This is a genomic window from Nostoc sp. DSM 114167 (genome assembly GCF_052692655.1).
In genome coordinates, this window is the sequence record NZ_CP195116.1 from 7,680,342 (window position 1) to 7,700,294 (window position 19,953).

General features: G+C 43.2%; 19 protein-coding genes. 11 read left to right on the forward strand and 8 right to left on the reverse strand.

The genetic code is table 11. The features are described 5' to 3' along the window. Nucleotides 1-534: 534 nt before the first annotated feature. The 3 genes from NSTC731_RS32275 to NSTC731_RS32285 all read left to right on the forward strand — a co-directional run bounded on the left by NSTC731_RS32275 (nucleotide 535) and on the right by NSTC731_RS32285 (nucleotide 5,345). Nucleotides 535-3,684: a response regulator gene (locus tag NSTC731_RS32275; protein WP_445628510.1), complete on the forward strand. Its 3,150-nt coding sequence runs from the start codon at nucleotides 535-537 to the stop codon at nucleotides 3,682-3,684. Next, nucleotides 3,656-4,042 carry a response regulator gene (locus NSTC731_RS32280; protein WP_445628511.1) on the forward strand — a complete coding sequence of 129 codons (387 nt, stop codon included), beginning with the start codon at nucleotides 3,656-3,658 and terminating at the stop codon, nucleotides 4,040-4,042. The genes NSTC731_RS32275 and NSTC731_RS32280 overlap by 29 nt, the downstream gene beginning before the upstream one ends. A gap of 544 nt (nucleotides 4,043-4,586) precedes the next feature. Next, nucleotides 4,587-5,345, forward strand: coding sequence for a sterol desaturase family protein (locus NSTC731_RS32285; RefSeq protein ID WP_445628512.1), 759 nt, complete (start codon nucleotides 4,587-4,589; stop codon nucleotides 5,343-5,345). A gap of 91 nt (nucleotides 5,346-5,436) precedes the next feature. Here the strand turns inward: NSTC731_RS32285 and NSTC731_RS32290 are convergent, their stop codons facing one another. Further along, a complete protein-coding gene (locus tag NSTC731_RS32290) occupies nucleotides 5,437-5,739 on the reverse strand; it encodes a hypothetical protein (protein ID WP_445628513.1) in 303 nt (100 codons plus the stop codon). A 363-nt stretch (nucleotides 5,740-6,102) separates the two neighbouring features. Beyond that, a complete protein-coding gene (aroF, locus tag NSTC731_RS32295; RefSeq protein WP_445628514.1) occupies nucleotides 6,103-6,972 on the reverse strand; it encodes a 3-deoxy-7-phosphoheptulonate synthase in 870 nt (289 codons plus the stop codon). A 1,091-nt stretch (nucleotides 6,973-8,063) separates the two neighbouring features. Between aroF and NSTC731_RS32300 the strand changes: the two genes are divergently transcribed. From NSTC731_RS32300 to NSTC731_RS32320, 5 genes are all read left to right on the forward strand, one after another. Then, a complete protein-coding gene (locus NSTC731_RS32300) occupies nucleotides 8,064-8,558 on the forward strand; it encodes a hypothetical protein (protein WP_094347731.1) in 495 nt (164 codons plus the stop codon). Nucleotides 8,559-8,900: 342 nt separating this feature from the next. Next, nucleotides 8,901-9,557: a pentapeptide repeat-containing protein gene (locus NSTC731_RS32305; protein ID WP_445628515.1), complete on the forward strand. Its 657-nt coding sequence runs from the start codon at nucleotides 8,901-8,903 to the stop codon at nucleotides 9,555-9,557. Between the two features lie 282 nt (nucleotides 9,558-9,839). Next, nucleotides 9,840-10,193 carry a hypothetical protein gene (locus tag NSTC731_RS32310; protein WP_445628516.1) on the forward strand — a complete coding sequence of 118 codons (354 nt, stop codon included), beginning with the start codon at nucleotides 9,840-9,842 and terminating at the stop codon, nucleotides 10,191-10,193. Between the two features lie 95 nt (nucleotides 10,194-10,288). Then, a complete protein-coding gene (locus NSTC731_RS32315) occupies nucleotides 10,289-11,164 on the forward strand; it encodes a DUF72 domain-containing protein (RefSeq protein WP_445628517.1) in 876 nt (291 codons plus the stop codon). Between the two features lie 63 nt (nucleotides 11,165-11,227). Then, on the forward strand, nucleotides 11,228-11,668 hold the full coding sequence (locus tag NSTC731_RS32320) for a hypothetical protein (protein ID WP_445628518.1): 441 nt from the start codon (nucleotides 11,228-11,230) through the stop codon (nucleotides 11,666-11,668). Nucleotides 11,669-12,025: 357 nt separating this feature from the next. Here the strand turns inward: NSTC731_RS32320 and NSTC731_RS32325 are convergent, their stop codons facing one another. The 4 genes from NSTC731_RS32325 to NSTC731_RS32340 all read right to left on the reverse strand — a co-directional run bounded on the left by NSTC731_RS32325 (nucleotide 12,026) and on the right by NSTC731_RS32340 (nucleotide 13,908). Further along, nucleotides 12,026-12,433 (reverse strand): VOC family protein, encoded by a 408-nt coding sequence (locus tag NSTC731_RS32325; RefSeq protein WP_445628519.1) that lies wholly within the window; start codon nucleotides 12,431-12,433, stop codon nucleotides 12,026-12,028. A 95-nt stretch (nucleotides 12,434-12,528) separates the two neighbouring features. After that, complete coding sequence (locus tag NSTC731_RS32330) at nucleotides 12,529-12,939, reverse strand: VOC family protein (RefSeq protein WP_445628520.1); 411 nt, start codon at nucleotides 12,937-12,939, stop codon at nucleotides 12,529-12,531. A gap of 22 nt (nucleotides 12,940-12,961) precedes the next feature. After that, nucleotides 12,962-13,405 (reverse strand): YybH family protein, encoded by a 444-nt coding sequence (locus NSTC731_RS32335; protein ID WP_445628521.1) that lies wholly within the window; start codon nucleotides 13,403-13,405, stop codon nucleotides 12,962-12,964. Nucleotides 13,406-13,440: 35 nt separating this feature from the next. Then, complete coding sequence (locus tag NSTC731_RS32340) at nucleotides 13,441-13,908, reverse strand: YciI family protein (RefSeq protein WP_445628522.1); 468 nt, start codon at nucleotides 13,906-13,908, stop codon at nucleotides 13,441-13,443. Between the two features lie 240 nt (nucleotides 13,909-14,148). Between NSTC731_RS32340 and NSTC731_RS32345 the strand changes: the two genes are divergently transcribed. Beyond that, nucleotides 14,149-15,402: an RNA polymerase sigma factor gene (locus NSTC731_RS32345; protein ID WP_445628523.1), complete on the forward strand. Its 1,254-nt coding sequence runs from the start codon at nucleotides 14,149-14,151 to the stop codon at nucleotides 15,400-15,402. 206 nt (nucleotides 15,403-15,608) lie between these two features. On the opposite strand, the gene NSTC731_RS32350 is transcribed toward NSTC731_RS32345, so the two are convergent. Next, entirely contained in the window at nucleotides 15,609-16,151 is a 543-nt protein-coding gene (locus tag NSTC731_RS32350; RefSeq protein ID WP_445628524.1) for a GNAT family N-acetyltransferase, read from the reverse strand. A 500-nt stretch (nucleotides 16,152-16,651) separates the two neighbouring features. On the opposite strand from NSTC731_RS32350, the gene NSTC731_RS32355 reads away from it, so the two are divergent. Then, a complete protein-coding gene (locus tag NSTC731_RS32355; protein ID WP_445628525.1) occupies nucleotides 16,652-17,092 on the forward strand; it encodes a beta-lactamase hydrolase domain-containing protein in 441 nt (146 codons plus the stop codon). Beyond that, nucleotides 17,089-18,309, forward strand: coding sequence for a chromate efflux transporter (gene chrA, locus NSTC731_RS32360; RefSeq protein WP_445628526.1), 1,221 nt, complete (start codon nucleotides 17,089-17,091; stop codon nucleotides 18,307-18,309). The genes NSTC731_RS32355 and chrA overlap by 4 nt, the downstream gene beginning before the upstream one ends. A gap of 243 nt (nucleotides 18,310-18,552) precedes the next feature. Here the strand turns inward: chrA and NSTC731_RS32365 are convergent, their stop codons facing one another. After that, nucleotides 18,553-19,860, reverse strand: coding sequence for a CO2 hydration protein (locus NSTC731_RS32365; protein ID WP_445632223.1), 1,308 nt, complete (start codon nucleotides 19,858-19,860; stop codon nucleotides 18,553-18,555). Between the last annotated feature and the right edge of the window lie 93 nt (nucleotides 19,861-19,953).

Below are 19,953 nucleotides of genomic sequence, written 5' to 3' on the forward strand. Positions count from 1 at the left end.
TTTAGCAGAGGGTTTTTTTTGTTGTAGCGTATTGAGAGTTTTATCAGTCCTTTCTTGTGGTAAGTTGCACGAACGAACGAGCAAGGCAAGAGAAGGACACTGCTCCTACCTCAACATACATAGCACTATTTCCAAAAATCTTTGCAACACATAAATCGGCTGTACGCCCCTACAAGAACGGGGATTTCGTGTGATGGCGTTAAACTATAGCAATTCGTGCAGGAGTTACGAACAAAAAGATCCCTGGCTTCTTGAAAAAGTTTTGGATCTAAACCTCTCTGTACTAGAAAAACTTGTAAGTAAGGTAGTATACTCTGGAAAATGTTTTTTTCTCCATACCATCTGCTCTTGGGCAGGTAGCTAGAAAATCCAATTAAAATTAATCAATATTGATATTTGTTAATGATTTAAAATTGCAAATATAGACCTTTTGGAAGATGCTTTAAAAATAAGTATTGATATTATATTGGACTTGCTATTTAAATTGATTACTTATTATCTGTTATATCCATTTTAACTTGGAAAGCTTTTAACATGAAAATTTTAGTTGTTGAAGATGACGAGTTAAGTGCATATTCACTCACCTGTGTTTTAACTAACCAAAACTACGCAGTTGAAGTTGCCAGTGATGGTGATACTGCTTGGAATTTTATTAAAACTTACGATTATGATTTAATCCTCCTAGATGTAGTGTTGCCCAAACTGGATGGCATTAGTCTTTGTCGTCAAATTCGGTCTAGTGGTCTGCAAATGCCAATATTGTTATTGACAGGGTGCGATAGTAGTCATGAGAAAGCGATCGGACTAGATGCAGGCGCAGATGACTACGTAGTTAAACCCTTTGATGCAGAAGAGTTAATTGCTCGTGTTCGGGCACTGTTGCGTCGCAAAGGCGTAACCTCGCAACCTGTGCTGGAGTATGGTGGGTTGCGGCTAGACCCTAGTAGCTGTGAAGTGATGTATGCTGGAAATCTGCTAGCACTTACTCCCAAAGAGTATGCTCTTTTAGAACTATTTTTGCGAAATACTCGCCGGGTGTTTAGCTGCGGCATGATTTTAGAACATCTGTGGTGTTATGAAGACACTCCACAAGAAGAAGCTGTTCGCACCCATATCAAAGGGTTACGACACAAACTCAAAGCTGTAGGAGCGCCCGGTGATTTAGTTGAAACAGTTTACGGTATTGGCTATCGGCTGAAATCACTGGCAGAGGAGAAGGGCAGCACTTCGGCTACGCTCAGTGACCGAGGGGCAGAGGGGCAGAGGAGCAGAGGAGCAGAGGAGCAGAGGAGCAGGGGGGAATTAGATTGTGAAAAATCTTTGGTTCCTAATCTCAAATCACAACAGCAAACATTAATGGCAGTTGCGGAAATTTGGCAACGATTTCAAAAGCGGGTAGACGAGCAGGTGCGGGTGCTGGAGGAAGCGATCGCAACTTTAAACCAAAATAGTTTAAATCCCGATTTGCGATCGCTTGCAGCCAAAGAGGCGCATACCTTGGCGGGATCTTTAGGTACTTTTGGCTTGCCTCTTGGCTCAAAATTGGCACGCAATATCGAATTGTTACTGAGTTCTGGTCAAACTTTGAGTCAATCTGAAATTAGCAACCTCGAAAGTTGGGTAAAGTTATTGCGTCGGGAAATTGACGGAAACGACACAGCGATAATATCTGCATCACCAACCCCACAAATTTTAGAAAAAGTCACACAACCACTGCAAAATCACCTCCATGCAGAAACTAAAATATTGGTTGTGGATGACGATCCGCAAATTCAGGCATTTTTACAAACCTTACTTAGTCCTTGGGGATTAAAAGCGATCGCTCTTGAAGATCCGCGTCAGTTTTGGGAAATCTTGGAAATAGTTACGCCAGATATGCTGATTCTGGATGTGGAATTACCTTATACAAATGGTATAGAACTTTGCCAATTAGTACGCAACGATTCGCGCTGGTGTGAATTACCCATTCTATTCCTGACTGTGCATAGCGATGGCGAGATGGTAAATCAAGTGTTTAGTGTTGGTGCTGATGACTTTGTAAGTAAGCCCATTGTTGGGCCAGAACTAGTAACCCGGATCGTCAATCGCTTAGAACGGATGAAATTGCGGCAGCGCGTCGTGCAGGGAGGCAGGGAGGCACCGGGGCAGGGGGCAGGGGGCAGGGGGCAGGGAGCAGGGGGAGCAGGAGAACTTAGTTCTCCCTTGTCTCCCTTGTCTTCCTTGTCTCCCTTGTCTTCCTTGTCTCCCTCATCTCCCTTGTCTCCCTCACCTCCCTCATCTCTCAATTTACAAGCCATCAACGAACTGGAATTGCGAGTAGCAGAGCGCACTGCTGAGTTAATTCGGGTGAATCAACAGTTGCAGTCACAACTTGATGAACGTCAACGGACACAGGGAGAATTACTGTTCTCTCAAGCCCGATTTGCACGAATTTTAGATATTGCTGATGATGCAATTATTTCCATTAACGGGTTCCAAAGCATCACTTTATTTAATCAAGGAGCAGAGAAGATTTTTGGCTACTCGGCCCAAGAAGTGATTGGACAAGGACTTGATTTACTTTTACCGCAGCGCTTTTTTCAAGCGCATCGTCAACATGTGGTTGACTTTGGACAATCTCCCAATGTTGCCCGTCGGATGGGAGAACGGCGTGAAATCTACGGACGCCGCAAGGATGGTACTGAATTTCCAGCAGAGGCTTCTATCTCCAAAATAGAAATGGCTGAAGAAATATTTTATACGGTTATTTTACGAGATATCACAGAACGCAAACTAATTGAACGCATGAAAGATGAATTTGTCTCTGTTGTTAGTCATGAACTCCGCACACCTTTAACTTCGATTCACGGCTCTCTAGGAATGCTAGCCAGTGGTTTGCTAGCAACAAACTCAGAGCAGGGAAAACGCCTACTGCAAATTGCGACTGATAGCAGCGAACGTCTAGTACGTTTAATCAACGACATCCTAGACATTGAGCGCATCGAGTCGGGTAAGGCGAAGATGGAACCAGAAATCTGCAATATTGTTGACTTGATCGTTCAAGCAGTAAATGTCATGCAACCTCTGGCTGACAAAGCAGGAGTGAAAGTATCTGTTTCTGCTATATCTGGCCAAGTATTGGCAGATTGCGATCGCATTGTCCAAACATTGACCAATTTATTGAGTAACGCCATTAAATTCTCGTCTGCTGGATCTACGGTTTGGTTGGGGGCGCAACCACAAGAAAATGAAGTTTTGTTGACAGTCAAAGATACCGGCCGCGGTATCCCAACAGACAAACTTGAAAGTATCTTTGAGCGCTTTCAACAAGTTGACTCTTCAGATTCACGTAACCATGATGGCACTGGTTTAGGTTTGGCAATTTGCAAGAGTATTATGCAACAACACAGCGGACGCATCTGGGCTGAAAGTGTATTAGGTGAAGGTAGCACTTTTTACGTCACTCTGCCATTATTTAGGGCTTTCCAAAATCCTGATTTAGAAGACTCTTCTAACATTCCCTTAGTTCATAGTAGTTACGAGCCAACTACAAATAGCCAACTAAGTCCAAATGCAGAATTTTTGAGCAACGGGCGTGTGACTACTAAGGAATTTGAACAACGGGTGATGAAATTACTTCAGAGCATTACCCCGAACCAACAAGAGGATAGCAGCGATGACAACAAAGCAAATTCTAGTGGTTGATAACGAGCAGTATATTCAAGAAGTTGCCAAGATTTGCTTGGAAACAGTTGCAGGCTGGAAAGTAATGACTGCGAGTTCTGGTCAAGAGGGCATAATTAAAGCTGAGACTTACCAACCAGATGCAATTTTACTAGATGTGATGATGCCAGAGATGGATGGCATCACTACCTTTGAAAAGTTACAATCCAATCCATTAACCAAAGCGATTCCAGTAATTTTGTTAACTGCTAAAATCCAGGCTTCCGATCGCCGTCGCTATAATCAGATGGGAATGATTAGTGCGATCGCCAAACCATTCAATCCTCTCGAATTAGCTGCTGAAGTAGCCGTAGCCTTGGGCTGGAGCCTAGAAAAGTAGAACAAAATCCATAGCAAATTAATTTATAAAAAGTAGACGTAGGCAAAAGTCAATACAGTCCAGATAAGACCAAAACACTTGTAGAGACGGCGATTTATCGCGTCTCCAAAACCCAAAATTTTTGCCATTAGCCCTTAACCCAAGCGTATTGAGGGAAAAGTGATTTAAAAGTTTTTTTAGGTGTTAAAGAACACAATGGGTAAAAATCAATTCAATTGATGTTGAAATATATAATATAAACAAACAACTTAAATAAATTGTAACTTAGTTACAAAATTAGCTATTTACTACAATTTAAGTCAATTAAGAACCTTTTTTTATCAATACTAATAATTTATATTTATATATGCAATAAAATTAGTTTAGTTTTTATTAACAAAAGTTAATATATATTATTTGAACTACTTGATGCTGTAAAATAAGCAGTGGATTTTGTCGATTAACAAATTAAATCTTAATTTGGTTATTTTTGGTAATGAAGACCAAAAAATTGGACATAATCAGCATTTTCATTTCACCAAATTAATCTTACGGATGGGTCTAATTGACGAATCACTCATTTTGGTATTATTGCTTTTTCTTCTTCGGCATCACTCTTGCCCGATACTTTCTGATTGCTGGCGGAGCATACTTGCTCTTTTATTTAGTTTTAGGAAAGTCTCTTGCCAACAAGAGTTTGCGTTTGAAACCGTTGATGAATTGTTCGATTAAAAATGATATTAAATTATCAGTAATCTCCACAGTAGTTTTTGCTATTTCTGGAGCATTTATGATCTCAGAGTATAATTTGGGAGCAACCCTGCTATACGCTGATATCTGGAAATACGGACTGTGGTATTTAATAGTTAGCTTTATTGCAGTACTAATTCTTCAAGATACTTATTTTTATTTTATCCATCGGATGTTTCACCATCCTAGAATTTTTAGATGGATGCATTTTGGACACCACCGTTCAGGAGAGCCAACACCCTGGAGTTCTTCTGCCTTCGACTTACCAGAAGCAATTGTACAAGCACTTTTTTTTGTCGGTGTAAGCTTCATAGTTCCCCTGCATTTCGTCACCTTAGTTGCCGCACTTATAACTATGACAGTATGGGCAGTGTTTACTCATCTTGGATTTGAGCTATTTCCCTCCTCATCTAAAAGTTACTGGATTGAAAAGTGGCTTATTGGTTCTATGCATCATTCCATACATCATCGCAAGTATAAAGTACACTACGGTTTGTATTTTACGTTCTGGGACAAACTGCTTGGTACTGAAGATCCTAATTATGAAAACCAAATCCACACAAGAGAGTTTTAACTATAGCAGTCCTAAATCATTTTTTTCTGTTGGCTGTCATTAGTTATTTGTCCTTTGTAATCACAAATGACAAATGACTAATGACTACTGACTATTTAATTTTTGTCGAATTCTCAAGCTTGTTTGGATTCACCCAACGGTTGACAAATTCGTTATTATGTTTGTAAATCTTAATTTGCACTTGCTTGGAACTTAACTTGATTATTTCAGCAGGAATTCTTTGGATATCGCTAGAATCTGTGCGGGGCTTGTAAAGCCAAATCACTTTTTGCCCAACTTGAAAGTTGTTAGGATTGCTAGTTAAAGAAGGCGTACTGTCTGCCCAAGAGGGAAAAGCAACTGCTAAGTTAATCAAAAGTACTAAGACCACTAGAGTGATTTGAAAAAGTTTCATAATCATTGCACTTGTCTTAGGTTTTATGGGGCAATCAATCTGCTGCTCTAGCATTTAGTTATTGTCCTTCTTTTGGTTTTCAAAGTTTAAAGATCGGTATACTAAAACTTCTTTAGATGATTTAGCAAAAATTAAAATATCTACTGATTTCAGGATAAAACGACTTAGAGAATAAAATCAAATAGTCTTATTTGTTAAAACGATAAGTTAGATTTATATATAGAATGAGAACAAATGGAATAGCTGAAGTAACAAGTTTATTTTACGAAAGCGATCGCTGTTTGCCCTCAACCCAAAAGAAATATTTTGGCTGAGACATTGAAGCGATCGCCTACGGCGGTAAACAACGCTTGAAGCTGAAATTTAAGCTGCCCAAAAAATCGGGGCAGGTGATAAACCCGCCCCAACATCTGATATACTGCGCCCAACGGCTGTAGCTACAGGCTTTAAACTATCAACTAAATGCACCATATCTTCTAAAGAAAGTGCTTGACGGGCATCAGAAACAGATTTTTCTGGTTCTGGGTGACATTCAATAATTAATCCATCTGCACCGCAAGCGATCGCAGCTCTAGCTACAGGTGCGACCAACTCCCGTTTGCCGACGGCATGAGAAGGATCTACAATTACAGGCAAGTGAGTTATTTGCTTGAGTGCTGCCACTGCCCCTAAATCTAGGACGTTACGGGTGTAATCGTCGAAACTGCGAATACCTCTTTCGCACAACACCACATCAGGATTCCCGTGACTGAGGATATATTCAGCAGCCATGACAAATTCTTCAATAGTCGCTGCTAAACCACGTTTGAGTAGTATTGGTTTACCAGCTTGTCCCAAAGCTTTGAGCAAATCAAAGTTTTGCATATTGCGGCTACCAACTTGCAGCATATCAGCGTGGGCGGCGACTACTTCAATTTGAGAAATTGACATCACCTCCGTGACAACTGGCATATTGTAATGCGATCGCACTCTAGCTAAAATCTCTAATCCTGACTCTCCCATACCTTGGAAAGCGTAGGGAGATGTGCGAGGTTTGTAGACACCGCCACGCAACCCCTGTACTGATGCAGTAGATAGCCTTTGGGCGACTATCTCCATTTGTTCTAAGCTTTCAACAGTGCAGGGCCCGCCGATAATTACCAGTTCTTTACCGCCAAAAGCGACTTCTTTCGAGATTTTAACGATTGTCTGGTGGTTGAGATGGGCTTGTGCAGCAAGTTTGGCATTAATCATGGTTATATTTTCCTGAAAAATTAAGTATTGGGAAAGAGGCAAGGGGCAGTGTTTCGACTACGCGGCAATTGAGCGTAGTCGAAACTCAACAACCAGGCAGGAGGCAGAAGTTCTAAAATGTTTGAATTGATTTCTCCCTTGCGCCTTTCTTTTGCATTCTCAAATAACAACAAAAAAGCCCGAAACCAAGGTTCCGGGCGCGTTCTGATTCATTGGCATGACGCTATTTACCCGGAATTTATTCTGGGCCAAAAGTAAAAGCCATAAAACCAGCTAATGAAATAAGTCATGACAATGAAATTCTCCTTAAAAAAACAAAAACCGCAGAGTTTGCTCTGCGGTTCACCGGGCGGTTTCCATTAGGAAACTTAATTCACCCCCGGTGAACCACCCTAAACCAAAAATAAAAGTAGGAATTTGTGTTAAGCATTTGCGGGCTTTTTGCTGGGAAACTTCAGAAATATACCTATCTAACGTAAACTTAGCAGGAAGAGTGGGCTTTGTCAAGACCTGCACAAACTATAAAAAAACGATAGACTCAGTACAACTCTGGGGATTAAGACTAATAACGCTTTGCACAATTCAAAATCACGCTCTGTTCTAATTGTACTAGTTGCTTATTTGCGTAGACGAAAAAAGCGGTGAGGGGGTCGCAGTCTTCTCCCTTGGCGCTAGCCTCTCCCTTTGGGAGAAGGGGAGACGCTAAGAGCGATGGCGATTCCCGTCGTTAGCGCCGGCGGCAAGCGAGCTTGCGAGCATCTTGCGATAGCGTCGGCGGCAAGCGAGTCTTCGAGCGTCACCTCCGAACCCGTTGGCGTGGTAACAGAGCGTTGGTCATTGAGTTTCGACTGCGCTCAACTACCGCGTAGCCGAAATGAGTCGAAGTGCAGCCTCTCGTAGAGAAGGGCTTGTCATTAAAGATCGCAATAGTTATATAACCTCAGAAGAAAAAGCCAGGATTGAAAAGTTAAAATATATAATTCTCCAGACTTCATCTTACGAAAGCTTATTGCAGGGAATTGACAACCGCCATACATTATTGACCAAGTTCTCATTCACCAGATCAATTTTTTAGGATCATCTGTCTCATTATGCCCAGTTCCAAAATCTTAACCCAATCTTTCGACTATTATGGAGCTTACCCCTGCCCAGTCTGTCGAATAGGTAAGATTTCTCACATGCCATTGATGGAAGCTATGGCTTGTGACTTTTGTCAAGAGATTTTTACAGTCAACTTAGAGCAACAGCAAATCAAGATGCCTTCTAGGCAACCACCTTTAACTTGGCGTTGGAATGGGTTTAGTTGGACAGAAGGCCAGTTGGAAGGCGTGGAATTAGGTTGGGGTTATGGATTAGCAGCAGCAGTTTTTATAATTCTTCCCACTACTCTAATTGGTATAGTAGCTTACTATTTTCCTGCTAATCTGAAAGAACCCATTACCTGGATGCCATATATTTGGACAATATTAACCTTCTTATCACATTTATCAATTATTGTTTGGATTTATATTGAAGTCTATCAGATTCCAGTTGCAGCATATTTTCGAGCGATCGCTCGATGGAGAAATGGAGAGATGGGGAGATGAGGGATTGGGGAGGCAGGGGAGCAGGGAGCAGGGAGCAGGGGAGAAAAGAGACACGGGGACAAGGGGACAAGGAGATAAACAAAACTCCAAACTCCTAACTCCTAACTCCAAACTCCTAACTCCAAACTCCTAACTCCAAACTCCTAACTCCTAACCCCCAACCCCAAACTCCAAACTCCTAACTCCTAACTCCTAACTCCCAACCCCAAACTCCTAACTCCAAACTCCAAACTCCTAACTCAGCACTCAGCACTCCTAATGCCCCATAATCCATAACAAATGATGCAGCGTATAAATGACTCCATCACTCATAATTAAGTTGATTGTCCACCAAAATATCGTATGAGCGATCTGGAGCGGTACTATAGAGTTTTGGAATTAGAGCCTGGGGCTACACTTGAAGAAGTGAACCAGGCTTACAAAGATTTAGTTTTTGTTTGGCATCCCGATCGCATTCCCAAAGACAATCTCCGTTTACAGCAGAAAGCGCAAGACAAGCTAAAAGCTATAAATGAAGCTCGTGAAAAGTTGCGCTCTCTAAAAACCAAACCTCAAACTACATTTAACTCACCTAACTCACCGCCACCTCAACAGGAAAAATCATCTCAAACAATCCAGCGGCCACCAAAGCAAAACCCAGACTTGAGTGGCAAAGACTACAGTCGGGCAAATTTGAGTAATAAAGACTTATCTGGCAGAAATCTGAGTTATGCCAATTTGAGCGGTGCTAATCTCAGCGATACTTTTATGCACAAAGTCAACCTCAGAGGTGCAAATTTATCTGAAGCAAATTTATTTCGGGCAAATCTACTTTTAGCCGATCTCAGGGAGGCGAATTTACGCGCTGCTAATTTGATTGGAGCGGATCTCAGTGGAGCCGACTTGCGAGGAGCCGACTTGACGGGAGCGCGGATTCGCTCTGGTGAGCGGCTTCTGGTTAAATTAGTTGGAACTAATTTAGCAGGGGCAATTATGCCTGATGGCTCAATTTATCAATAACTGAGGTTGCGCCATAACACCAAAACCCTTATGTAGAGACGCGATTTATCGATCGCGTCTTAAAAAACCAGTTATCCAGACTAATAATACCAATTCAATTAATGATTGCAACATATCCTTGGCTAAAGACGCGATAAATCGCGTTTCTACAAATGATCTATTTGTCGCATTCTTTTTTCAAATTGGTATAACCCTTAACTGAAACGTATTGGTGCATAAATGACTCCTATGCAATCCAATTGAAAACTGCTATATGCCTGTTTGCTTGCCTAAAACACTACAATGAGTACGCGATCTACCGAAATAAGAAAGCAATATGCCTTTTTGCTTGCTGAATCTACCGAAATGAGAAAGCAATCAAGCATTTTGAGAAAGCAATATGTCTTTTTGCTTGCTGAATTTACCGAAATGAGAAAGCAATCAAGCATTTTGAGAAAGCAATATGCCTTTTTGCTTGCTGAATCTACCGAAATGAGAAAGCAATCAAGCATTTTGAGAAAGCAATATGCCTTTTTGCTTGCTGAATTTACCGAAATGAGAAAGCAATCAAGCATTTTGAGAAAGCAATGTGCCTTTTTGCTTGCTAAATCTACTGAAATGAGAAAGCAATCAAGCATTTTGATAAAAAATCTGTGATTTTTTTTTCACAAGTCGGGAATCTGACCTAGCTTTATCTATCCCTACAATCTGCGTGTAGAATTAAATATGATACATCGAGGCTTTTAGGCATTGTGAACTTTTTTATCGGTTGTGCTGTTTGGGCATATAAAGGTTGGGTAGGCGAACTCTATCCCCAAGGTACTCCCACTGCTGATTTTCTCCATCTCTACAGCCGTCGCTTCACCACTGTAGAAGGTAACACGACCTTTTATGCCGTGCCTAAGCAAGAAACTGTAACTCGTTGGGCTGCCGAAACACCAACAGGTTTTGAATTTTGTCTAAAATTACCGCGAGATATTACCCATCAAGGATTGCTGAAACCTTATATTCCAGCTGCTTTAAAATTTCTGGAGGCGATGCGCCCTTTAGGTAAGCATCTTGGCCCAATTTTTGCCCAGTTACCACCGGGCTATGCACCTGCATTACTTGATGATTTGTCCAACTTTCTAGAAGCTTGGCCGCGTACAGAAGCACCCCTAGCAGTGGAAGTTCGGCATCCCGACTGGTTCAAGGAACCCCATGCTAGTAATTTGACAGCGCTTTTAGAAAATTTAGGTGTCGGACGAGTATTGTTAGACTCGCGCCCGATTTACACTGGAGATGATGACCCCCAGTTGCAATCGGAACGGCGTAAACCGAAATTACCGTTGCAATTGAGTGTGACAGCACCTTTTGCTCTGATTCGGTTTATTTCTCATCCGAATTTATCAGTGAATCAGCCATTTATGGAAGAGTGGGTAAGGCAGATTCAGCAATGGTTACAGATGGGAGTGCGAATTTATTTCTTTGTCCATTGTCCAATAGAAGCGCGATCGCCCAGCACGGCCCGTCACTTCCAACAGCTATTAGAACAAAGTGGCACACCAGTTCCCCCCTTACCTTGGAATAACCTTGAGTATCCCCCTAATCAACTCAGTTTATGGCGATCGTATTTAGTAGATAATTAGGGTTGTAATACTTTTCTGTTAAAGAAAAATTTTTTCAGAGCAGTTCTACCAAAGGAGGTTGAGATGAGTCGTCTTCTTTATGAAAATTCAGTCTCATATAAAGGATATCTCATAATTCCATTTGTTTTTGGCAAAGCCGATAATTACGAAATTTATTCGTATAAAATGCTATCTGAAATTGGGCACAGAAGCAAATTTCATAAAGCAGAAAATCCAGCAGAAATCTATGGAAGTGACGTTAGTAACATCATTGATATTGCTAAAGAGCATATCGATCGAAATTCCGAGTTTGTTCATCGGGGGGATAGTTTTAAGTCTCGCTATGTTTATCGGAACAATTTGATTATCATCTTCCAAGAAGGAGACAAATATTTTTATGACCATTATCCACCAGAGTTATTAAATAATATTGCAGCTCCAAAGTTATTCAAATCTGAATATGAATGTTTGGATTGGATTAAGCAAGGCTTTGATGGGCGACATCTGCGGCAAAGAGCTATTTGAAAAAGGTAGGAATATTTGCATTTGTGTATTACAGCAGTTATTCGTGTATAGCAGAAGGCAGTTCTTGCTGGAGGTAAAACTATTGCTAACTCTAGCATTCATTCTTTCTAAATGTTCTAACCTGTGTAACTACGGCTGTATTTGAACCACACCTATCGTAGGGGCACAAGGCCTTGCGTCCCTACCGCGTGCCCTATTTACTTGCAGTATTATATCATGTCCGGCTAATCACTTATGATTACCGTATCTGTGCAAAAATCCCAAAAGTCTCTTTCCCCCTGCCCCCTGCCCCCTGCAAGAACTGCCCTTTAAATGATAAGTCTTCAACCGGACATGATATGATTTAGATGTCTGCAATCAACCTTGATTTATTGCGCTTGGCTCCATATAGATAATTTCCCAAATGTGGCCATCTAAGTCAGCAAATCCATGTCCATACATAAAACCGTGATCTTGCGGTTCATTGTAGGTTGTTCCACCAGCGGCGACAGCTTTGCGAATCATTTCATCAACTTGTTCTCGGCTATCACAAGATAAACACACAAGCACTTCTGTGCTTTTTGTGGCATCACAAATTTCTTTGGGAGTAAACGTCTTAAACTTTTCATGGTTTAAGAGCATGACGAAAATGTTTTCGGACACAATCATACAGGTGGTAGTTTCGTCAGTGAATTGAGAATTAAACTCAAAGCCGAGTTGAGTAAAGAACTCGATCGATTGATTGAGGTTTTTGACTGGCAGATTAACGAAAATTTGAGTACTCATGGGTTCTTCTTTTGAATTATTGCACAGTAAAGGATTGGCGAAAAAGTGCTGAGGTTTTACTCTAGGGAAGACGCCTATAAGCGCCTCCCCACAAGTCAAGCAGTTTTCTGGCAATTGACCATCCACGGAATACCGAATTGATCGACCAACATCCCAAAGCGGACAGACCAAAAGGTTTGATCGATCGGCATTTTCACTTTTCCGTTTTCTGCCAGGATATGAAAGATGCGTTCTGCCTCCGCTGGCTCGTCAACGCTGATTTGCACGTAAAAGCCTTGGGGTGTTTCAAAATATCCAGGCGGGCTGTCAGACCCCATCAAGAGGCGATCGCCCAGGTCGAGGCAGACGTGCATGATTTTGTCATGCCATTCGACAGGTATATGCTCGGCTGAGGGCGCATCTTTGTGGGTCATCATCATGACAATTTTGCCGCCAAGACAGTGTTCATATAACTTGAACGCTGCCTCACAGTTGCCGTTGAACATGAGATAAGGATTGAGTTTCATTGCCTTGGCTCAGTAGATTGGGCTATGGGTTTAAGGTGAATACAGCTTGAGAAGTCTCTGGATCGAATGGAACCGAGAGATGTTCGTGTAATATCTGCCATTCGCCTTGATTTTTCTGGCAAACAGCGGTGACGCGCATCCACGTCTGCATTGCCGGATGGTCTTGGCTTCCTGTGAAGCGAAATAGCCAGTGTGCAACCGCTAAGTCTTCACTGGCGGTAATCTTCAGGTCTCGTGTTTCAATCTCAAAGGTATCGGGGAAGTAAGGCAAACATTCTTTCCACACTTGACTCCAAGCATCTCTTCCTTGGGTTTGGAAAGGAGGTTTAACATCGAAGACGATAATCTCGTTGGCATAGTGAGACATGATTTGCTCAACATTCTTGGTGCAGATGGCGCGTTGTTGCTCGGCAATTAGTTGGCGAATCTGAACTTCGTTAGTTGCGATCGCGTTTTTAGTTGTCATTGTCATCTCTCCTTTTGGGTTGAGGTTGAGTGCAGTTACGAATTTTCTGGCAAGCCTGCAACTTCAATCACAGGTCGAATTTCAACGGTGCCGACGTGCGCGCCTGGAATCCGCGAAGCGATCGCGATCGCTTCGTCGAGATCCTGAGCATTAATCAGAAAAAAACCGCCCAATTGTTCGCGAGTTTCTGCAAACGGCCCGTCAGTTATTAGTGGTTTGCCGTCGCGCACCCGAACGCTGGTTGCAGTTGCCACAGGGTGGAGTGGGGCGGTTGCGAGATATTGCCCCTTCGAGTTGAGTTGTTGTGCCAGTTGCGCGGATTCAACATAACAATGTTCCCGTTCAGTTTGGCTCAGGGCATTTTCCTCCAGGTAAATCAGCAGCAAATATTTCATCAGGTTGCCTCCTTTATTTCCCGTTGTTATACCAATTCGTAATTCGTAGTTTGTAATTAAGAAAGTCAGATATGGCATGGCTTTCGGGGTTTGAAAGTGTTGCCTCATTTTAGAGAATTGGTATTACTTCCCTTTGTCAGTAAGTCGAACGGTGCTGACTCAAATCGACACCTCGCCAAAAATTTTTATCCTTTAGTACGATCTGGGTATACCTCCCTTGTTCCCCTTTGTTAGTAAGTCGAACGGCGCTAACTCAAATCGACACCTCGCCAAAAATTTTTATCGAAGAAAAGAGAAAAACCGCCCCCTGCCCCCTGCCCCCTGCCCCCTGCCTCCTTCAATTCAGGTATGATCCCAAACGCAAAAACAGACGTAAAACAAGCGATCGCCTCCCTTTACCGGGCTGAATGGGGGCGGATCGTCGCCATCCTCATCCGGTTGGTGGGGGATTTCGATGTAGCTGAAGAAGCGGTACAGGAAGCCTTTATCGCCGCCGTGAATCAATGGCAATCGAGCGGCGTGCCCGATCTCCCCCGTGCGTGGATCGTCAAAACAGCCCGATACAAAGCCATCGATCGCCTCCGACGGCGGACACGGCTGACGGAAAAATTGGAATGGTACGCCGCCTCTGGGTTAATCCCAACCCGCGAGGAGCCAACTTACGATACAGACGAAATTCCAGACGATCGGCTGCGGCTGATCTTTACTTGCTGCCACCCAGCACTGGCGATCGAGGCGCAGGTTGCTTTGACGCTGCGGCTGCTGGGCGGACTTGAAACAGACGAAATTGCGCGGGCGTTTCTCGTGCCCACGACAACGATGGCGCAACGACTGGTACGCGCCAAACGCAAGATTCGGGATGCAGGTATTCCCTATAAAGTGCCGGACACAACCGATCTGTCTGTGCGGGTAGACGCAGTACTGACGGCGATCTATCTGATTTTCAATGAGGGCTACGCGACGACTAGGGGCGAGACGATGATGAGGGCTGACCTCTGTACAGAAGCGATTCGGCTGGCTCGCCTCGTAAGGACGTTGATGGCACCGCAACCGCCCTCAGAAGTGACTGCACTCTTGGCGCTGATGTTGCTGCACGACTCCCGACGCGATGCCCGTTTGGATGAGGCAGGCGATCTGGTGTTGCTCGAAGATCAGGATCGTAGTCGCTGGAATCAACAGCAGATTGCTGAGGCGCTACCGCTCGTGGAAGAGGCATTGCGGGGCGAGATTGGTTCGTTTGCAGTGCAAGCAGCGATCGCAGCACTACATTGTCAAGCAGCACAAGCAGAAGAAACGGACTGGTTACAAATTGTCCGCCTCTATGATTTGCTTGAGAGCTTGCAGCCCTCGCCGATTGTGTCGCTGAATCGGGCGGTGGCGATCTCAATGATAGAAAGTCCTCAGACGACCCTCGAACTCATTGATCGGCTTGCTCCCCAACTTCATGACTATCATCTATTTCACGCCACCCGTGCCGAGATGCTGCGCCGCATCGGAGCTTCAGCGTCAGCCGCAGAGAGCTACGCGATCGCGCTTATGCTGGTTACAAATGACAGCGAACGCCGCTTTCTGGAGCGCCGACTGCGCGAAGTTCAGCCCTAAGGTTCAGCATCACCCAATAGGGTTCGGGGAAAGGGGAAAGGGGAAAGGGTAAAGGGGAAAGGGTAAAGGGGAAAGGGTAAAGGGGAAGGTGGGGTCTCCTCTGGGGATAGGGGGCGGGGGGAAAGGGAAAGGTTCTGTATTTTGCCCTTCCCCCTTAACCTTTACCCTTTTCCCATCTCTTGCAAAAAGTGCTTTTTGCAAGAGGTTTAATGTGCTGCCGTGACATCTTCATGATGCCAATCTAGTCGGTTCATACGATAAACGAAGCAGTCATCGTCACCAAATCGTCGAGACTCGACAAATTGGAAACCAAAACGTTCATAAAAGCAGTGGACGCGGGTATTGCTAGCAAGTGGATCGACGAGTACAGCTATCACTTGCGGGTCAGCAAAACATCGAGCAAGTGCAAGCTGCATCATTTGGGTTCCATAGCCTTTGCCCAAATCACTCTCTTCCCCAATCCAGATATCAATAGCGCGAAGATTCGCCGGAACATCACCCCAGTAGTGACTATCCTCACGTGCCGGATCGATGATCTGAATAAATCCGATGGGGCGACCATCAATTTCAGCAATCAATTGCTCTCTCCATTCAGGAGTGCGGTCAAGTTCTGTCTCCCAGCCCCAGTCATCATTAGGATCGGATTCTACCACATGAGGTTGCTCATCCCAATGTCGCAGCAGATCCAAATCGGCCAAGGTAGCAGGGCGGAGATTTATCCTCATCGGAGGTGGTACGTTATAGTTCATGCTCGTAAAGAAAATCTCAAGAAAACTGAATTTGGTTTTACTCAGGTTAGTTAGCACTTACCTACTCATATTTAACGTGGTGTAACCAAATACCAAAGGATAAGGGAATTTTACCAAGAAGCGAGCGCACAGTGGAGATATATACAAATCTAAAGACTTTATTAAATAGCTACCCAGGTAAAAATTGGGTAGTTCTCCGCTATCTTTAAGCAAGCGATTCAGGGATGATTAATTCTATAGAAAAGCGCTAGCACAAATTTTAGGCTGGCATTTAATAAACCGCATATAAAGCAAAGCCCTGAACTTTTATCAGGGCTTTTTAAATTTAAGTAGAGCGATCGCAGCCTTTTAAATCTGATTCTTTCGTTGAAGCGATCGATTATATATATAGTAGTCAAGGCATTTGTATTTTAGGCGAAAGCACCCTACAAAAATTGCTCTATAAATAGTTTATAGAATAAACTACGATAAAGCTATCGAAAATAGTGTGTTTAAAGATTATGAGCAACACTAAAAAAGTTAGTCACGACTTGAGCGCTGCTCCCCAACTAACTTCTGAAGAGTTAAAACAGGCAGCCCAAGAGGGATTTAAGTCAGTGCTGAACCTGCGTTATCCCGATGAAGCTGGTTTTCTCAGTGACGAGCAGCAGCAAGCTGAAGCGGCTGGACTGCAATATGCTAATGTGCCATTAAAGCCTTCAGAAGCAAATCAAGAGCAAACAGAGTTAGCAATTCAGGAGATTGAGAACTTACCCAAACCAATTTTAATTCACTGTGCTGCTGGAGCAAGGGCTAGTGGTATTGCCTTGATTGCCAATGCTATTAGTGAAGGTTTGACTTATGAGGAAATTAGTCAGAAAGCGCAAGAGCTTGGTTTAAATTTAGAACAACCCCACCTCAAGCAATTCTTACTTGAAAAGTATATTGCCAAGCAAAAATGACTAACTCAGCACCAAGTCGTTTGGGTGAACTCGCCAACCTGTTTTTTAAATTGGGCGTCATCGGCTTTGGGGGCCCGGTTGCTCATATTGCCATGATTGAAGATGAAGTGGTTAAGCGGCGTCAATGGTTGACAAGGGAGCATTTTCTAGATTTGCTGGGCGCAACTAACCTAATTCCTGGGCCAAATTCCACAGAAATGGCTATCCACATAGGATACATTTATGCAGGATGGCTGGGGCTGATTGTGTCAGGCGTCTGTTTTGTCTTACCTGCGGTTTTAATTACTGGTGGGTTTGCTGGGGTTTATGTTGCCTACGGTAGTCTACCCCAAATTGCTCCTTTACTTTATGGGATTAAACCAGCTGTTTTAGCAATCATCATCAATGCCCTGTGGGGCTTGGCCAAAAAGGCTGTGAAAACTCGCCAATTACTAGTAATCGCTTTCGCTGTGGCATTGCTGACATTGTTATTCAAATTAAATGAAGTAATTGCCCTATTAATTGGGGGATTGCTGGGGATGGTTTGGTTACATTCTGGCGATAAACACGATAAACCAGGAGATAAAGCCAATTTTCTCATTGCTAGTCTTAGCACAGGTGCGACTTTGAAAGCATCTGCTGTACTTGCTACATCGGTAGCTACTGCATCAACTGTCGCCAACGTTTCTTTATGGCAGTTGGGTTGGTTTTTTCTGAAAGTTGGTAGTGTCTTGTTTGGTGGTGGCTACCTTTTGGTGGCTTTTCTGCAAGGGGGATTAGTTCAAGAATACGGCTGGCTGACACAACAGCAGTTATTAGATGCGATCGCAATTGGTCAATTTACCCCTGGGCCAGTACTTTCCACTGCGACGTTTATCGGTTATGTGATTGCTGGCATACCTGGTGCAATTGTTGCCACAATCGGAATTTTTCTACCTTCTTTTGTTTTCGTTGCTGCCCTAAATCCTCTAATTCCACGCTTACGAGCTTCTTCTTGGACTAGAGCATTTTTGGATGCTGTGAATGTTAGTGCTGTAGCGTTAATGGTTGTAACTACTCTGCAACTGGGGGCAGTAACTTTAACATTACCACAAGCCCCATTTGTAGATTTTCTCGGTTTGGCGATCGCGATCGTCTCAGCCATTTTAGCCATTCACTTTCGCATCAATGCTGCATGGTTAGTCTTTGGTAGCGCCTTCATTGGCTGGGTTGCTTCCCTCTTGGGCTACACTCGATGAAATTGTAAGTATTTGAAATTACTCATAGCTATTAGCTTTACTTTAGACTTCTTGGCATTTGTCGGGGTAAAGGGCAAGGGGGAAAAGGGTAAAGAAACTCAAAATCCTTTCCCTTTAACCTTTACCCTTTACCCTAAAAGTGCAAAAACATATTTTTGCAAGAGGTCTATTATACACCTGGGATAAAAGAATGTAGAGACGTAGCAGTGATACGTCTCTACAAAGGTTTTAGATGGAGATATTTTAGCGATAATCTTGACTTTGAATGCTCCTTAAACGAGCAGCATCACGAATATTGTAGTCAGCACGGGTAAAGCGATTTAGCTGCATTTCAAAAAAGTCTCGATTAGCTTGTAAATGTTTGGGATTTTGGTCATCTAATGGATATAAAAGTGCAGTTCGCAAAGCTTGAATTACCGCAGAAGTGACGCAGTACATTGAGCGTTGAAAACTCACTCCTAACTGAATCAACATATCTTCTTCACCGCGGCAATGTTGGCTGTAGTAATCAACAAGATATGGTGGTAAAAAATGCAGCATATCTTGCATTAATAATGTCGGGGGAATGCCAGCAGTACCCACTGGGAATACATCAGCGTAAAGAATACCATAGTGAAAATCTTTTTGGTCTGCCGGCACTTGACCCGCTTGAGCATTATAAGATTTTGTGCCTCTAAAGGGTGCAGTGCGGTAGAAAACTGCTTCTACATAAGGTAATGCAGCTTCGTATAGCCACATGAAACCCTTAGATTTGGGGATAATTTCGTAGCATTCACCACGAATATAAACGTGATGGTAAATGGGACGACCTGCGATCGCAAATATACCATTAACTATGAAGCTCATCGCCTCTGGGACGCTGCTAATGGTACCTTCGTCATAGCGATCGGACATTTCAAAGAATACTGGGGCCATGATTTCCCAGAATAAGCCCAGATTCGCGTAGTATGACATCTGGCGGCACTGTTCCAAAAACATATCGGGGAACAGCTTGTAAAGCCCCAGCATCACGGGGTTCCCTTGGAAGTAAGCTTTAATTGCTCTATCGGCGTTGGCTTTGTATTCGTCTGAATCGAGGTAAGGGTCAAATTGTCCACCCATCCCTCTGTGCCACAACATCGCCCGCATACAAGCTTCCGCAAATTCCATGTTAATGCGATCGTGCAACAAGTGATGCAACAACTTTGGCATTTTGAAAGTTTCACCCTTTTCCAGAAATGCCAAAAGTTCTGGATGTGCAGTAGCTTCGCCGCGCCAAATTCGTAAATCGGCATCATCACCAGCATAATGATTATGCCGTTCTAAATACTCTTTGGGTAAGAAGTATTTAAAAAAGGGAAGCGGGTTTAAAAATTCGCGTTCGGCAATATAAAGTAGGTCGCGCCAGTAGAAATCCATCGGTACAGCATAAGCTTTGTATAAACCGATGATTTGCATCAAATTTTCTGGAGTATCGGGTAACATTGCACCGCCAGCTTCTAAGCGGTGAATTACTTCGGCAAATTCATGTGTAGAAGGAGGTAATTTAATCGCTGTTTTAATTGCTGTCATGGTATTGATAGAGACGCGATTTATCGCGTCTGGGGGATAGGTTTTGAAACGCAATTTCTCGCGTTTAGGGGGATAGATTTTGAGACGCGATAA

Excerpts from the sequence above, each read along its gene's own strand:
- NSTC731_RS32355 (WP_445628525.1), top strand. The coding sequence starts at position 16,652 with ATGAGCAACACTAAAAAAGTTAGTCACGACTTGAGCGCTGCTCCCCAA.
- NSTC731_RS32325 (WP_445628519.1), bottom strand. The coding sequence starts at position 12,433 with ATGAGTACTCAAATTTTCGTTAATCTGCCAGTCAAAAACCTCAATCAA.
- NSTC731_RS32345 (WP_445628523.1), top strand. The coding sequence starts at position 14,149 with ATGATCCCAAACGCAAAAACAGACGTAAAACAAGCGATCGCCTCCCTT.
- NSTC731_RS32350 (WP_445628524.1), bottom strand. The coding sequence starts at position 16,151 with ATGAACTATAACGTACCACCTCCGATGAGGATAAATCTCCGCCCTGCT.
- NSTC731_RS32280 (WP_445628511.1), top strand. The coding sequence starts at position 3,656 with ATGACAACAAAGCAAATTCTAGTGGTTGATAACGAGCAGTATATTCAA.
- NSTC731_RS32305 (WP_445628515.1), top strand. The coding sequence starts at position 8,901 with ATGAGCGATCTGGAGCGGTACTATAGAGTTTTGGAATTAGAGCCTGGG.
- NSTC731_RS32335 (WP_445628521.1), bottom strand. The coding sequence starts at position 13,405 with ATGACAACTAAAAACGCGATCGCAACTAACGAAGTTCAGATTCGCCAA.
- chrA (WP_445628526.1), top strand. The coding sequence starts at position 17,089 with ATGACTAACTCAGCACCAAGTCGTTTGGGTGAACTCGCCAACCTGTTT.
- NSTC731_RS32340 (WP_445628522.1), bottom strand. The coding sequence starts at position 13,908 with ATGAGGCAACACTTTCAAACCCCGAAAGCCATGCCATATCTGACTTTC.
- aroF (WP_445628514.1), bottom strand. The coding sequence starts at position 6,972 with ATGATTAATGCCAAACTTGCTGCACAAGCCCATCTCAACCACCAGACA.
- NSTC731_RS32365 (WP_445632223.1), bottom strand. The coding sequence starts at position 19,860 with ATGACAGCAATTAAAACAGCGATTAAATTACCTCCTTCTACACATGAA.
- NSTC731_RS32290 (WP_445628513.1), bottom strand. The coding sequence starts at position 5,739 with ATGAAACTTTTTCAAATCACTCTAGTGGTCTTAGTACTTTTGATTAAC.
- NSTC731_RS32320 (WP_445628518.1), top strand. The coding sequence starts at position 11,228 with ATGAGTCGTCTTCTTTATGAAAATTCAGTCTCATATAAAGGATATCTC.
- NSTC731_RS32330 (WP_445628520.1), bottom strand. The coding sequence starts at position 12,939 with ATGAAACTCAATCCTTATCTCATGTTCAACGGCAACTGTGAGGCAGCG.
- NSTC731_RS32310 (WP_445628516.1), top strand. The coding sequence starts at position 9,840 with ATGAGTACGCGATCTACCGAAATAAGAAAGCAATATGCCTTTTTGCTT.
- NSTC731_RS32275 (WP_445628510.1), top strand. The coding sequence starts at position 535 with ATGAAAATTTTAGTTGTTGAAGATGACGAGTTAAGTGCATATTCACTC.
- NSTC731_RS32300 (WP_094347731.1), top strand. The coding sequence starts at position 8,064 with ATGCCCAGTTCCAAAATCTTAACCCAATCTTTCGACTATTATGGAGCT.